The following is a 14,174-nucleotide window of genomic DNA, read 5'->3' as shown; positions in this document are numbered from 1 at the left end:
GGCCCGGCCGGCACACCCTAGACTGGAGGAATGACCGAGCAGAACCACGCCCTCCCCGACGCCGACTCCTTCGATCCTTCCGCCAGCTCCCTTGCAGGCCGTGTGGACCAGGCCGTCATGGACGAGCTGCTCTCCATCCGCTCCAGCATCGACAACATCGACGCCACCCTTGTCTTCCTCCTCGCGGAACGCTTCAAGGCCACCCAGAAAGTGGGCGTCCTCAAGGCGACGCACAAGCTTCCTGCAGGGGACCCGGGGCGCGAGTCCGCCCAGATTGCCCGGTTGCGCCGGCTCGCCGAAGAAGCGCACCTCGATCCTGCCTTCGCCGAGAAATTCCTGAATTTCATCATCAGCGAGGTCATCCGGCACCACGAGGCCATCGCCGAGGGCCACCAGGCTTCCATCGCGCAGGCCTGACGACGTGCCTGCCGAAACCACGCAGAACCAGGTCACCGCCACGGCCTTGGGTCCCTGGCCCGGGACTGATCCTGCCGAGGCGGCACGGGTGATCCGTGGCGAGCTGGGCAGCCCGCACCTGCCGTTCCTTGCCGAGCTTCCCGACCGCGGTGTCGGCTCGGACGCCCTCGGCCGGACTGCATCGCTTCTGGTCGAGCTGGCGATCGATGTCCAGCCACACGGCTGGCGCCTGGTTGACCGCCCGGGGAAAGACCTGCGGCGCGCCAAGTCTGCGCTTGCCACGGACATCAACGTCCTCGCCGATGTTGCCGGCTCGGAAGAGACCTCCGCCCGGGAACTCAAGATTCAGTTGCGGGGCCCCTTGAGCCTCGCGGCCGGCCTCTATTTGCACAATGGGGAGCGCGCCCTTCTTGATTACGGCGCCAGGAGGGACATTGCCGAGTCCCTGGCGGCCGGCGTCGCCGAGCACGTGTCCCGGATCCGCGATGCCGTGCCGGGCGCCGGGATAGTGGTCCAGCTCGACGAGCCGGACGTCTCTTCCGTGTTGGCGGGCACCATTCCCACCGCGAGCGGTTACCGCACCCTGCGCGCCATCCCGGTCGAAGAGGCCACGGGCGGCTGGCGTCTGGTCATCGACGCGCTGCGGGCCGCGGGAGTCGCGGAGACAGTGGTCTCGGTTCCTGAGATCGAAGCACCCATCCAGCAGATCCTCGCAGCCGGGGCCGACGGCGTCGCGCTTCCGCTCAAAGCACTCACCACGCGCCAGTGGGAACAGCTTGCCACCGCCGTCGAAGCGGGCAAACGTGTGTGGGCCGGCGCCCTCCCCGTAGAGAATCCGCGGGCAAACCTGCCACGCACCGCCGAACTCGTGGACAGCGTGTGGCGGCCTTGGCGCCAACTCGGCCTGCCGGCGTCGAGCCTGGGGGCCGTGCGTGTCACGCCGTCGGACGGGCTGGCCGGGTACTCGCCGTCGGGAGCCAAAGAGGTTCTGAACCGCTTGACCCAGCTTGCTGACGGGCTGAACCAGCTCGCGCTCGGTTAGCCTTTCGTCCGGCGCCTTCTAGACCCGCCGTTCCCACCGGTCCGGCTCGGCGTAACGGGGGAGGCCGACGGCGGCAGTCGCGGTGCGGGCCGCCGCGGCACCATCGGTCGCTGGTAGCGAGGGTGCCAAACGGTAATCGAAGGAGCCTGCGTAGACCAGGACCAGGCCCACATGGCGCTGAAGGACCTTCACCTGGATCCGATGTTTGCCTTCTGCCGCATCCCACCATTGCTCTGCGTAGGCTTTGGCGTCCAGGTAAGCCGGCAGGGCGAGCCTCAGGGGACCCAGGAACAAACGCGAGGCGCCCGAGACGCCGCGAAGCCGCCCCTCGGGCGTGACGTCCAGGTCCAAAGCCGTGGCGAGCCGGCGATACCGGCCCACGTAGTCGACCAGACGGGTGCCGTCGTTGCTGGTTTCCGCGACGGTGGTGTCATGGAACAAGCGGGTGTGCCCGGGGAAGAAGATTTCACGCCGGGCAGTGAGGCTGGAGCGCCCGAACGGGTCAAGGTGCGCATGATTTTCGATGCGGAACGGGATGCGCTCCCCGTATTCGGGGAAGAAGGCCTCTTCCCCGGCGACCGTGGCAAGGAGGGGGCGGAGCCATTTCTGGCGGCAACCGACGACGTCGAAGACGCCCTCGCCGATTCCGTAGTATCCGGAGCCCGGGGCGAGGGAGAAGTAGTCCTGGAGCTCGGGCTGCAATTGGCGGAACTTGGCGCCCAGCGCCAGCTCGTAGATGGGTGTGCTCATGTGCTTTCCTCGGATTCCGGGTAATTGAATTTTGTGGACACGGCGCCCGGCCGGGCTACAAGCGGCCTGCGGCCTTCAGCCGAATGTACGCATCCGCCAGGAGTGGCGGCAATTCCACGGGCTCGGCGTCGACTACCTCCGCGCCAAGCTGCCGCAATTGTGCGCTCACGGCCTCACGGTCCAGCAGGGCACGTTCGGCGGCCGAGGCACGGAAGACCTGGCTCGCCGTTGTGCGTTCCTCCTTCATCCGTCCCAGCAAGGGGTCCCGGACCGATCCAATCAGCACCACGTGCTGCCGCGCCAGTTGCGCTACCAAGGGGATGAGTCCCTCTTCCGGAGCGCCGCTGTCGAGCGAGGTCAACAGGACCACGAGGGAACGGTGCGCCGAAATGGCCCGAATCTCGGCCGGGATCCGGGCCCAGTCCATCTCGATCAGTTCCGCCTCGAGCGGAGCCATGGCCTGGACCAGGGAGCCGAGGAGATTGCCTTTCGCCGCCGAATCGACGCGCCCGCGGACGCGCCTGTCGAAGGCGAAGAAGTCCACGCGGTCTCCGCCCCGTTCAGCCAGCACTGCCAGCAAGAGCGCCGCCTCCATCCCGGTGTCCAGTCGGGGCTCGTCGTCTATCCGGGCTGCCGCCGTGCGCGAGGTGTCGAGCATGATCACGACGCGTCGGTCCCGTTCCGGCCGCCAGGTCCGGACGACGACGGCGGTGCGCCGGGCGGTGGCCCGCCAGTCGATGGAGCGCACATCGTCACCCCGGACGTAGTCGCGGAGGGAATCGAACTCTGTGCCGGCTCCGCGGATCTGCACGGCCGCCTTGCCGTCGAGCTCCCGCAGTTTCCGCAGCTTGGACGGCAAATGCCGCTTGGAATGGAATGGCGGCAGGACGCGCAGACGGCCGGGGAGGGCCACGGTACGTTGCCTGGCAGCCAGGCCAAGCGGGCCGAAGGAACGCAGGGTAACGTGCGGTGCGGTCAGCTCGCCGCGCCGCGTGGGCCTCAGCCGTACCGACACTCGCCGCCGCTCACCAGCCGGGATATCGGCGCGCTGGACCGCGGCGACGGTCCCGGCGGACGGCTGCCAGGCGTCCCGCACCAGCCCGCGGAAGGTTCGCCGGTTGCCGTTCTCCAGCGTCAGAACGGACTCCGTTTCCGAATGCAGGGTGACATTCCCAGGGTCCTTCCGCTGCAGGGCGATTTTCGCGGGCGATGCGGCCAGCACGATGTCGCACAACAACAGCGCGAGCAGGACGGCGGTGGTGAGAAGGACCGTGCTCCAGGCGGGAAACAGGACCAAGGGGGCCAACGCGGCGAAAACCAGCAGCACGAAGCGGCCTGTGATCGCCATTCAATACCCCTGGATGGTCATGGTTCGGACAGTCATGAGGCACGGCCTCTCAACGTGGCACGGGAACAGAAGCCAGGATGCTTCCGAGGACATCGTCTATGTGCACACCGTCCATTTGTGCCTCGGGACGAAGCCCAACACGGTGCCTCAAACACGGAAGGGAGAGTGCTTTGACGTCGTCGGGGGTGACAAAGTTGCGTCCGGACAACCATGCCCAGGCACGCGAGGTGTTCAGCAACGCCGTGGCACCACGCGGGGAGACGCCCAGCTGGAACGACGGCGCCGCCCGCGTCGCCCGCACGACGTCCACGATATAGCCGAGGATCTCTGGGGCAACTGTCACTCCGGCCACCGCGTCGCGGGCATTTTGGAGTTCGGCGGGCCCCGCTACGGGCCTGACTCCCGCCGCGGGCAAATTGCGTGGATCAAAGCCTTCCGCATGCCTTCGGACCACTTCGATCTCTTCTGCACGTCCGGGCAACGGCATGGACAGCTTGAGGAGGAAGCGGTCCAGCTGGGCCTCGGGCAGCGGATACGTGCCCTCGTACTCGACCGGGTTCTGCGTCGCGGCCACAATGAAGGGCGATGGCAGCGGCCGGGAAAGCCCGTCCACCGATACCTGTCGCTCCTCCATGGCTTCCAGCAGCGAAGCCTGGGTTTTGGGAGGCGTTCGGTTGATTTCGTCCGCAAGCATGATGTTGGTGAACACCGGTCCTTCGCGGAAGGTGAATTCCGAGGTGTGCGAGTCGTAGACGAGCGAGCCCGTGACGTCACCGGGCATGAGGTCCGGCGTGAACTGGACCCGCTTCGTATCCAGGCTCAGGGCGGCGGACAAAGCACGCACCAGCAGGGTCTTGGCAACGCCCGGAACACCCTCAAGCAGTACGTGCCCCCCGCACAGCAGCGCGATGAGCATGCCCGTTACCGTTGCATCCTGCCCGACGACGGCCTTGCCTACTTCGTGACGGACATCCAGCAACGCTTTGCGGGCAGTATCGGACGTCGCAGGGGCCGGCGCCGGTTGCCCGTGCGACGCCGGGCCTCCCGAGTAGCCATGGTCGCCGTCTGTAAAGCTGTTCGCTTGATTGCTCATTGTTTGATTGCTGAGCGGTTGATTACTCATGGGGCCGTTGCCTCCTGCTCGAGTCTTTCGATGCTTTGTGCCCAGTGGACCAGTTCTGATTCGCTGCGTGGCCGGTGGTCCAGCAGTACCGTCCGCAGTTCCTGTGCAGGCCGGGTGACCTTCCGGGACACGGCATCGAGGACGGCTTGTGCGCCGGCCTCAGGTCCGAGTCGGAAGTGCTTGGCAAGCCTGTTTAACGTGCCGGCCCGGAGATTATCGGCTGCCCGGCCCACAGCGCGGGAATCCTGGTACAGACGCGCGCGGCCTTCCGCGGTCTCCACGGCCTTGACCACCACCGGCAGCGGCTCGAACACCAGCGGACCAAGCCGCCTGCCCCGCCACAGCACGGCGAGCACCGCGATCACCGCCAACCACAAGCCCAGGAAGCCAACCCACGGTGGCGCCAAATCATTCAGCGTAGGCGGCCCGCCGTCATTCGGTACGTCTCCAAGGCCGGGCAGATACCAGACGAGATCCGGCGCAGGCCCGAGGGTTCGGAGTGCCAACGCGGCATTGCCTTCCACCTGAAGGAGATCATTGCTGAGCAGGGCTGCGCTGCCGAGTACCACCAGCCGTCCGTCCGCAGTGGCCGCGTACATGCCGCCGTCCTTGCTGCTCGGGCGGTAGCACATCGCTTCGGCCCCTGTGTAAAGGAACGCGCCCTTCGCGGAGACACTCCCTGCTGCCAGCGGATCGGCCTGACCGCATCCAGCTTCCAACGTTGACGTACCGTCGGGAACCACCCCGGCGCTATGGATCCCGCTGCCCAGTCCCGTGAGGGTGCGGAGCCCGGGGGCCACGACCACCACCCGCGCGGCCGTTTGCAGCAAGCTGCGCAACTGGGCGGAATCGAGATAGCCGTTGCGGTCATACAGGAAGACGGTGGCGCCCGGCTCCTTCGCCAGCAGCGAGGTGGTCTTCGCGAACGAATCGGATTCCGTGACCGCGACTCCGTGCCGCCGGAGGATTTCGGCGGCGGCCATCGCACCATCCGGCGCCGGATTGCCGGCGGAGAGGGGTGCGCTGTCCGGGTTCGCGGGGGACTGCGTCACCGTGACGACGCCCAATACCGCGACGATGGCACCGATGATGATCCAGGCCACATGGCGGCGCGACCAGGCCCGCAACTGCGCGGGCCATCGGAGCTCCTGGGTGTCGGCGGTCATCGCGGCACCGCCAAACCGATGGCGGGTTGGCCGGCGAAGTCAGGTTTCATGCCCGACAGTCCGGTGTCCAAGGCCAGCACTGCAGCATGATCGGAAGCCGTGGCAGTTGCTTTCCCGTACTTCACGCCATCGAAAATGCGGGCCGCTTCCTCGAGCCGCGAACTGGCTTCCCCGAATGCGCGTCCCAATTGAGCAGCCGCCTCGTCCGCGGTCCGGCCAGCCTGGATATCAATGATTGCCCGGTCCTCCGCGGAGCGGACCACAGCACGGAATTGTTCGACGACGGCCGTTTGCCAGTCCCCGCGGGTTGCCGCAGCAGCTGCCCGAGCGCGGAACGCGCCGGCGTCAGCTGTTGCCTCGCCGTCGAAAACATCCGCCGAGATCTTCTTCCGGGCGTTGAGCCTTGGCCTGACAACGATCACCGCGACCACGATGAGGACCACGGCCAGGGCGCCGATCAACGGCACTCCGATATTCGGCCCGCTGATGGAGTCGCCGTTCAAGGAGCGGAGCCAGTCGATGAACTGGTTCCATATCTGGTCTATCCAACTGGGTTTGGCGGCTGCGTACTGCGGTTTGGACAGTTCCTCAACCGCCCACCGTTGCGCTTCCGCGCGGTCTGGATCAACGGGAGGCTCGGAGGCGGCGAAAAGAAAGGCGAAGGGAGCGGATGCCGGAATCATCCTGTGGGGAAGCCCTGACCGGTGGTCGGCGGCCACGATTGCGCACCGGCTTGACGTGGCCCGCGGCGGCCCGGAACGCCGTCGGGATCTTCCCCGGTTTCCAGGAGGCGCAGGAGCTCCACGTCCAGTCCGTCGCGCCGCATCCTCAGGTCCATATAAATCAGGGCCGCTACCGAGGTTTGGAAAGCGAAGCCAACGGCGCTTACCAGGATCCCGACCACCAGCGAAACGACTGCCAGGACAATGGCCGTGGTGGTCACTTGCGGGGCCCCGGCATGGGGTGCGAACACAGCGGTTACTCCGCCGGACGCCAAGCTCAGGGGAATCTGGATGACCGACCCGATGATACCCACCATGAAGGCCACGAGCAGCGTGATTCCGAAGATCCGCCACCAGTTCCGGGTGGTCAGCGCCCACGAGCGTCGGAGACCGGCGAAGACGCCGAGTTCCTCTACGGTGATCGCCGCGGGGGCCACCATCAGCTTCGTGTAGATCCAGGCATATACGACGATCGCGCCCAGTCCCATTGGGAGAAGCAACAGCCCCCCGACCGGTCCCAATCCAGTCAGGATGAGGACGGCCAACAAGAACAGGACGAGGAAGAACAGCAACGCTCCGGCGAGGATGAGGGCGGCGAAGCCTACCAGGGGCCAGAGACGCGAGCGGGCGAGGGACCACATTTGCTTGAACCCGGTGGGCCGGTTCAACGCCGACCTGGCGACGGGAATCGCCATGACTCCTTGAAGGATGGCCGCCAGCACCATGGAGAGCAACGAGATTCCCATGATCCCGGCAGCCGCGCCAAGGACCGGGCTGAAGTATTGCGTCGCCTCGTCCTGGCTCGTGAAGCCCCCTACGGGAGGTCGGGCGATCCCTAGCGTGGCAAACTCGACCACCCCGCTCAATGCGCCGGTGATCGCCTGGACAATAAGGGCCGATCCAAACATGGTCTTCGCGTTCCGGCGGATGGTCTGGAACGCGCCGTCCATGATCTCACCGAAGAAGAGCGGGCGGAGGGGCACGATTCCGGGTTTCGGGGGAGCCACGTAGCGTGGCTGGCCATAGGGAGGTGGACTGCCGGCCGGCCAACGCGGATCGGCCGGCGCGCCCCACGCTTGCCCCGGATACTGCGGCGCGCCCCACTGTGGTTGCGCGCCCCACTGTGCTTGCGCGCCCCACTGTGGCTGCGCGCCGGGCGGGGGTGCGCCCCACGGCGGTCGGGGTCCCTGCTCAGGCCGGTATGCCGGGTCTGGCTGTGACACGTTTTCCTCCCCAAAAGATGCGTCCGCAGCAGTGCACCGACCCCGGAAGGGGCCGTTCGCACCAGCCTATAGTTCCGCCGTCGTGCCTCATAGCCCATTCGCTTGCGGGCTGCAGCGCGCCATGCCGTGATCGGGCTCAACGGGACAAAGGCTTGGTGATAAGGGAATATATAACTATGAAGGCACGCATCCTGGTAGTAGACGACGACGAAGCGCTGGCCGAAATGATCGGCATCGTGCTGCGGAACGACGGCTTCGACCCGGTTTTTTGCGCGGACGGTGGGCAAGCGCTGGAGGTCTTCCGTTCCTCAAAGCCAGATCTGGTACTGCTTGACCTGATGCTGCCCGGATCGGATGGCATCGAAGTGTGCCGCCAGATCCGCGGGGAGTCGGACGTCCCCATCGTCATGCTCACCGCCAAAGCGGACACCTCCGACGTCGTCCGCGGCCTTGAATCCGGTGCTGACGACTACGTGCCCAAGCCTTTCAAGCCTGCCGAGCTCGTGGCCCGGGTCCGTGCGCGGCTGCGCCCGGGAGACCAGAAGGCGCCCGAGACACTGCGGATTGCCGACGTCACCATTGACGTGGCGGGCCACTTGGTGACCCGCGGCGGAGAGCGGATTTCGCTGACGCCACTGGAATTCGATCTCTTGGTCGCCTTGGCGCGCAAGCCCTGGCAGGTCTTCACCCGTGAACTGCTCCTTGAGCAGGTATGGGGCTATCGACACGCCGCCGACACCCGGCTGGTCAACGTCCATGTCCAGCGCCTCCGGTCCAAGATCGAACGTGACCCGGAAGCTCCCGAAGTTGTATTGACGGTTCGTGGTGTCGGATATAAAGCAGGCGCCTGAGTCTTCCACCGGCGAGCCCGGCACTGACCAAGAGGCCGCGGCGGCCAAGGTCAAACATCCTGTTCCAGGACATCCTGTGCCGGAACACACGGACGCGCGGGCACTGAATCTCCCCTGGATCCTCGAGCGCACCCGCATATGGACGCGCCGCGCCCTCATCCTGGCACTGCGTGTCTCCCGCCTCGTGGTGACCGGACTTCGCCACATCCGGCCGGGAATCCGGTACTTGTGGCGCGCCCTGCTGCGCCGTTGGCGCCGCTCCCTCGAATTCAGGACCGTCGCGGTGACGATTGTGCTGTCGATGGTGTCTTTTGCGGTAGTCGGCGCGTACCTCTCAAACCAAATCGCGAACAACCTGTTCCAGGAACGTTTGAAGCAAGCCGAATCCGAGAGCCGCTACTACGTCAAGCAAGTCCAGGACACCTTCGACGGTTCACAAGCCAACGACCAGTCAAGCGTCATCACCCTCGTGTACGACACGCTCAAGGCAGTGGAGGGCAATGGCTCGGTCATCCAGCGGCGTTATGTCTTCGAAGCGATGCCCGAACAAACCAAGCCGCGCAACCGCTGGGTGGAATCGCGGGCCTCGGACCAATTGACGGTGCGCGTCATTCCTCCGGCACTTCGCAAGGCTGTGCAGGAATCGGGCAAGGACCAATACTGGGCATCCACTGAGTTCCCGGTCGGCAACCAGGACCATCCCGGCATCGCCGTCGGCAACAAGGTCACATTCAACGGCACGGTCTACGAGCTCTATCTCCTGTATGACCTGGATACCGCCCAACAAACCTTGGACGAAATCCAGAACGTGCTGTGGGCCGGCGGGGCCGCGCTCATCCTGATGATCGGCGGCATTGCCTGGTATGTGACCAGGAACGTCGTCAGTCCCGTGAGCCACGCCGCCGTCGTGTCCGAGAAGCTGGCCGCAGGCCAGTTGCAGGAGCGGATGGTGGTCAAGGGCGAAGACGAAGTAGCCAGGCTGGGCGCCTCCTTCAACCACATGGCCGCGAGCCTGCAGGAACAGATTACGCAGCTGGCCACCCTGTCCCAGATGCAGCAGCGCTTCGTCTCCGATGTGTCCCATGAACTGCGGACACCGCTCACCACCGTCCGGATGGCGGCGGAAGTGTTGTTCGATGCCAGGGACGACTTCGACCCCATCAACAAGCGCTCCGCGGAACTGCTCTACAACCAGGTGGAGCGTTTCCAGTCGCTGCTCTCGGACCTTCTGGAGATTTCGCGCTTCGACGCCGGGGCCGCGGTACTGGACGCCGAACCGACCGACATCTTCCAGGTCGTCGCCCACGTCATCGACGGCGCCTCGCCCGTCGCCGCAGAGTACGGCTCCGATGTGCGCCTTACCTCGCGGCACAAGCGCATCATCGTGGAGATGGACGCGCGGAGGATCGACCGCATCCTGCGGAACCTGCTGCTCAACGCCGTCGAACACGGCGAGGGGAAGCCTGTCCACGTTTCCGTTGCCGCCAACCACGATGCGGTCGCGATCTCGGTGCGTGACTTCGGCATAGGGATGACCGCGGCAGAAACCGCGCGGGTCTTTGATCGTTTCTGGCGCGCCGATCCCGCGCGTGCCCGGACCACGGGCGGCAGCGGATTGGGGCTTTCCATCGCCGCGGAGGACACCAAGCTCCACAACGGTTGGTTGCAGGCTTGGGGGCGCAAGGGATCCGGTTCCAACTTCCGGCTGACGCTGCCCCTCAAGAAGGGGGGCACCATCGTGAAATCGCCTTTGCAGCTTGAACCCGCGGACATCCATTTGCCCGGCGCGGCGCCGGAGCGCCACATGCTCGTCTTGGAAGCGGGCGATCCGCCCCCGGAGCGCGGTTCCGCCGTGGAGACTGGCCCGGCGGACGATCCGTCACTGCCGCCCGCACTGCCTGCGGCGCCCGACAACGACGTCGACGATCACCAAGGGGGGACGGCACCATGACTTTCCGACGCACCCGAGGGTCCGGGCGTCCGTACCTATTAAGGGCCGTGATTGCCGTTCTGGCCGTCCTCATGGTGGTTCTCAGTTCCTGCGCGCAGATTCCGCGGTCCGGGCCGGTGGGAAAGAGCAAGGACGAAAGCGCGGGCAACCCGAACGCTCCCGTCTTCTTCCCGCCGCCACCGCACCCCGGAGCCACCCCGGAGTCCATCATTGAAGACTTCTATGGTGCAGGCAGCGGTTACGAGGGCGACTACGCGGTGGCCCGGCAATACCTCACGCAGGCGCTGTCCGTCAGCTGGAAGTCCGACAAGCGCACGCTCGTTTTCCGCAAGGCGACCGTCGTCAAGACCGGCGTGGAGAATGAGTTCAAGTACCAGCTGGACCTCGCGTACTCGGTTGACGCCGACGGCGTTGCGACCCAGTTCCCGGAAGGAACCACCGAGACAATTCCGGTGACGCTGGAACAGGTCGACGGCGAGTGGCGGATCTCCGCGGTCCCGGACGGCACCGCGATCCCCGAAGAGACGTTCAAGGTCATCTACGCGGCCCAACCCATCTATTTCTACGACCCGACGTTTACGTATGCGGTTCCGGACGTCCGGTGGTTCATCAAGAAGAACACTGTGAAGGCCATGACCAGCGCCTTGCTCGACGGCCCTGCGCCCTACCTCCAAGGTGCGGTCGTCAGTGCTTTTCCTTCCGGCATGAAGCTGGCGAGGGAGTCGGTGCCTGTGGTGTCGGGAGCAGCGCAAGTGGACCTTTCCGCGAAGGAACTCGTGGATGCCTCAGCCGAGGACCGGCAGCGCATGCAAAACCAACTGACCCTGACGTTCCGCAGCCAGCCTGACGTGGTGAACGTCCAGCTGCGGGCAGACCAGGACCTTGTCCGGGTGGAGGACAACGGCTCGGTCCTTCCGCCGGTGCTGGAGAAGAACGCTCCTGCGCGCCAAATCGCCATCAGTAACAACGAACTGGTGCGCTACGAGAACAACAGGGTGTCCGCCCTTCCGGACATGCAGCCGGTGGCCGGACTGAACCCGAGCGCTCCCGCCGAGTCTCCGACATCACAGGCGGTGGCCTTCCTCAACGGTGCCGGCACGGTTCTGTATTCGATGATTCCGGGCCAGCCCGCCCGGCAATTGACAACCAGGACCACCCTGAGCCATCCCTCGTTCAGCCCGCAGGACTGGGTCTGGACGGCAGGTCCGGGGGGCAACGGTGCCACCGAGGTGGTGGCGTTCAAACCGTCCAATGTTCCTCAAGGCCAGCCCGTCCCCACTGTGACGATGACGCCGCCATGGCTGGCAGGGCGCGTGGTGAGGGACTTCCGGGTTTCCCGCGAAGGGACCCGCGCACTGGTCATCTCCGAGATGAACGGCAAGTCATCGGTGCAGGTGACCGGTATTCTCCGCAATCCCGACGGCACGCCTAAGGATCTGACGCCACCCACAACCTTGTTCTCGTCCACACCTGTTGATCAAGGGGTCTGGGTCAATTCCACGACGGTCGCGGTGATGAAAGCCTCGTCAACCGATAACGTGGTTCCCGAACTGTTGTCCTTGACGTCGGGCCAGCCGCAGCTGTTGCCTGCATGGCCGAACCTGACAACCATCAGTGCGGGCAACGGACCCGAGCAGATTTTCGGACAGTCGGGGGCCGGTGTGTTCCAACGGGTGGGCAACGGCTGGGAACTGCAACTCAAGGGTCCGATAGACCCTTCGTTCCCCGGCTAGGCGCCTTCTGCGAAACTCGGGTTTCCACATAGCCCGCTTGGGGAGTGTTTGCCGACGGCGATGAGCCGGATGCTGGGGGCATGGGAACTGAAAGCCGTTGCCGGGAGCGCGACCCGGACCTTGCCGTCGTCCCGGGTGGCGGCGCGCGCCATCGGGGAGTCCATCATTCCCGATTGGCGAGGTTTGCGCTGGGCGCAGGGGACTCCTTCCTTGAGTTGCTGGCGGTTCTTGCCCCGGTGGAATGTGTGTGCTGCGGTTCCGAGGATTCGGCGCTCTGCGGCACCTGTGCACGGCACCTCCGCCTTCTGTGCTCCCGACCATTCCGCGCTGAAGGGCAAGCTCCGGCCTTGCTCACGGTGGATGGAACCGTGCTCCTGCCCGTTGTCGCGGGCGGACACTATCGGGACGAATTGGCCCAGGCCCTTCTCTCCTTCAAGCATCTGGGCCAGGGACGGCTTGCCTCGGTGCTCGCGCCTGCACTGGGCACGGCCATCCGGTCTGCCGTTGGCGACGGGGAGGGCATCTGCCTTGTCCCTGTCCCCAGCAGCAATGCGGCCTTCCGGCGTCGCGGATTCAGCCCGGTCCATCTCCTGCTCGGCCGCCTGCGGCGCCTGGACGCCTTGCCGGGCATGCACCTGGCGGATGCGTTGAAGACGGCGCCCGGACCGGGAAACGGGCAAAAGGGTTTGGGCCGCGGCGAGCGTGCGCGCCGTGTCCGCGGCTCCATGACCGTTCGGCTTCTCCGAAAAGGTTCCCTGGAGGGCCGGGCTTGCGTCATCGTCGACGACGTCCTCACCACGGGTGCCACCCTCGCCGAAGCCGCCCGGGCAGTGTCGGCGGCTGGAGGTGTGGTGTGTGGCGCTGTGGTCCTTGCAGCCACCCGGCCACCGGCCGGAAGGGACCTTCCTACGGGCGGACCAGCTGCCCTGCCCGAATCGACTCAAACAAAAAATAAGTGACGAAAGGATGAATTACCCGTGGCGATGAACTAACGTCGGTTATGGGTACCAAGAACAGATGTACCTGTCGATAGCGGCTCGGAAAGGGGCTCGACTGTCCGTCAGATCAGCCCCGAGAAGCGCCCTTATCGTGTCACCTGAGTTGTTTGGAGGGCACCATGGAGTTCATGATCAGCGGCCGTAATCTGACCGTTTCGGATCGCTTCCGCGAGTATGCCGGCGAGAAGATTTCAAAGATTGAATCGCTTGGGGACAAGGTCCAGAGGGTTGACGCGAAGGTTTCTAAGGAAACCAACCCGCGCCAGACACCGGGCCAGCTCACGGTGGAAGTAACAGTTCTGGGCCGGGGCCCTGTGATCCGGGCCGAAGCGAGCGCCGCTGACAAATTTGCCGCCTTTGATCTCGCCTACAGCAAGCTGCTGGAAAGACTCCGCAGGGCCAAGGACCGCAAGAAGGTCCACCACGGCCGCCACACCCCCAAAGCCGTTCGTGAGGCTACTGCGACGCTTGAGCCTGCCAGCGCGAGCGAACCCATCTATGTAGAGGCCAGCAACCACCAGGAGCCAACGACGCCACCGGTGGAGAGCTCGCCCTACGACGTCGACAACGACATTCCGGCCGGTGATTCCCCGGTCCTGATTCGTCGCAAGGTTTTCCCCGCCGCTTCGCTCACCCTTGATGACGCGGTGGACAACATGGAATTGGTGGGCCATAATTTCTACCTGTTCGTGGACAAGGAAACCAACACGCCGTCGGTTGTCTACCGTCGCCGTGGCTGGACATATGGAGTAATCACTCTGGACTCCACATGCGAACCAGGAGACGAACCCGTGGAGGAACAGATCCACGCTTACCGTTCGAAGGACCAGGCCGCCACGGCCTAGGCCGC

The 14,174-nt window shown here is 65.3% G+C and carries 13 protein-coding genes; 7 read left to right on the top strand and 6 right to left on the bottom strand.

The genetic code is table 11. From position 1 onward, the window contains the following. The first annotated feature begins 30 nt into the window (after positions 1-30). Together OIT41_RS13940 and OIT41_RS13935 are read left to right on the top strand one after the other, a co-directional pair. Positions 31-417, top strand: coding sequence for a chorismate mutase (locus tag OIT41_RS13940; protein ID WP_059387536.1), 387 nt, complete (start codon positions 31-33; stop codon positions 415-417). A gap of 4 nt (positions 418-421) precedes the next feature. Then, positions 422-1,459, top strand: a complete 1,038-nt coding sequence (locus tag OIT41_RS13935) for a hypothetical protein (RefSeq protein ID WP_241709194.1) — start codon at positions 422-424, stop codon at positions 1,457-1,459. Positions 1,460-1,477: 18 nt separating this feature from the next. Here OIT41_RS13935 and OIT41_RS13930 read toward each other — a convergent pair whose 3' ends face one another. Genes OIT41_RS13930 through OIT41_RS13905 form a run of 6 tightly spaced genes read right to left on the bottom strand, consistent with a single transcriptional unit; the run spans position 1,478 to position 7,575 of the window. After that, on the bottom strand, positions 1,478-2,209 hold the full coding sequence (locus OIT41_RS13930) for a DUF4166 domain-containing protein (protein WP_241709196.1): 732 nt from the start codon (positions 2,207-2,209) through the stop codon (positions 1,478-1,480). A 55-nt stretch (positions 2,210-2,264) separates the two neighbouring features. Continuing rightward, positions 2,265-3,557: a DUF58 domain-containing protein gene (locus OIT41_RS13925; protein WP_241709198.1), complete on the bottom strand. Its 1,293-nt coding sequence runs from the start codon at positions 3,555-3,557 to the stop codon at positions 2,265-2,267. 49 nt (positions 3,558-3,606) lie between these two features. Beyond that, positions 3,607-4,650, bottom strand: coding sequence for an AAA family ATPase (locus OIT41_RS13920; protein WP_241709199.1), 1,044 nt, complete (start codon positions 4,648-4,650; stop codon positions 3,607-3,609). A 26-nt stretch (positions 4,651-4,676) separates the two neighbouring features. Continuing rightward, positions 4,677-5,846 carry a DUF4350 domain-containing protein gene (locus tag OIT41_RS13915; RefSeq protein WP_241709200.1) on the bottom strand — a complete coding sequence of 390 codons (1,170 nt, stop codon included), beginning with the start codon at positions 5,844-5,846 and terminating at the stop codon, positions 4,677-4,679. Next, positions 5,843-6,529: a DUF4129 domain-containing protein gene (locus OIT41_RS13910; protein WP_241709201.1), complete on the bottom strand. Its 687-nt coding sequence runs from the start codon at positions 6,527-6,529 to the stop codon at positions 5,843-5,845. The genes OIT41_RS13915 and OIT41_RS13910 overlap by 4 nt, the downstream gene beginning before the upstream one ends. Beyond that, positions 6,526-7,575 carry a hypothetical protein gene (locus OIT41_RS13905; protein ID WP_241709202.1) on the bottom strand — a complete coding sequence of 350 codons (1,050 nt, stop codon included), beginning with the start codon at positions 7,573-7,575 and terminating at the stop codon, positions 6,526-6,528. The genes OIT41_RS13910 and OIT41_RS13905 overlap by 4 nt, the downstream gene beginning before the upstream one ends. A gap of 392 nt (positions 7,576-7,967) precedes the next feature. On the opposite strand from OIT41_RS13905, the gene mtrA reads away from it, so the two are divergent. The 5 genes from mtrA to hpf all read left to right on the top strand — a co-directional run bounded on the left by mtrA (position 7,968) and on the right by hpf (position 14,169). Then, entirely contained in the window at positions 7,968-8,642 is a 675-nt protein-coding gene (gene mtrA, locus OIT41_RS13900; RefSeq protein WP_028264852.1) for an MtrAB system response regulator MtrA, read from the top strand. Further along, positions 8,614-10,593, top strand: coding sequence for an MtrAB system histidine kinase MtrB (gene mtrB, locus OIT41_RS13895; protein WP_241709210.1), 1,980 nt, complete (start codon positions 8,614-8,616; stop codon positions 10,591-10,593). Before mtrA ends, mtrB begins: the two co-directional genes overlap by 29 nt. A gap of 71 nt (positions 10,594-10,664) precedes the next feature. Next, a complete protein-coding gene (locus OIT41_RS13890; RefSeq protein ID WP_413542332.1) occupies positions 10,665-12,326 on the top strand; it encodes an LpqB family beta-propeller domain-containing protein in 1,662 nt (553 codons plus the stop codon). 80 nt (positions 12,327-12,406) lie between these two features. Next, positions 12,407-13,285 carry a ComF family protein gene (locus OIT41_RS13885; protein ID WP_241709212.1) on the top strand — a complete coding sequence of 293 codons (879 nt, stop codon included), beginning with the start codon at positions 12,407-12,409 and terminating at the stop codon, positions 13,283-13,285. Between the two features lie 158 nt (positions 13,286-13,443). Next, positions 13,444-14,169: a ribosome hibernation-promoting factor, HPF/YfiA family gene (hpf, locus tag OIT41_RS13880; protein WP_241709213.1), complete on the top strand. Its 726-nt coding sequence runs from the start codon at positions 13,444-13,446 to the stop codon at positions 14,167-14,169. Positions 14,170-14,174 lie beyond the last annotated feature (5 nt).

This window comes from Arthrobacter sp. YA7-1 (assembly GCF_025960325.1).
Classification (GTDB): domain Bacteria; phylum Actinomycetota; class Actinomycetes; order Actinomycetales; family Micrococcaceae; genus Arthrobacter; species Arthrobacter bambusae_A.
This window is presented reverse-complemented; position numbering and strand designations above follow the sequence as displayed.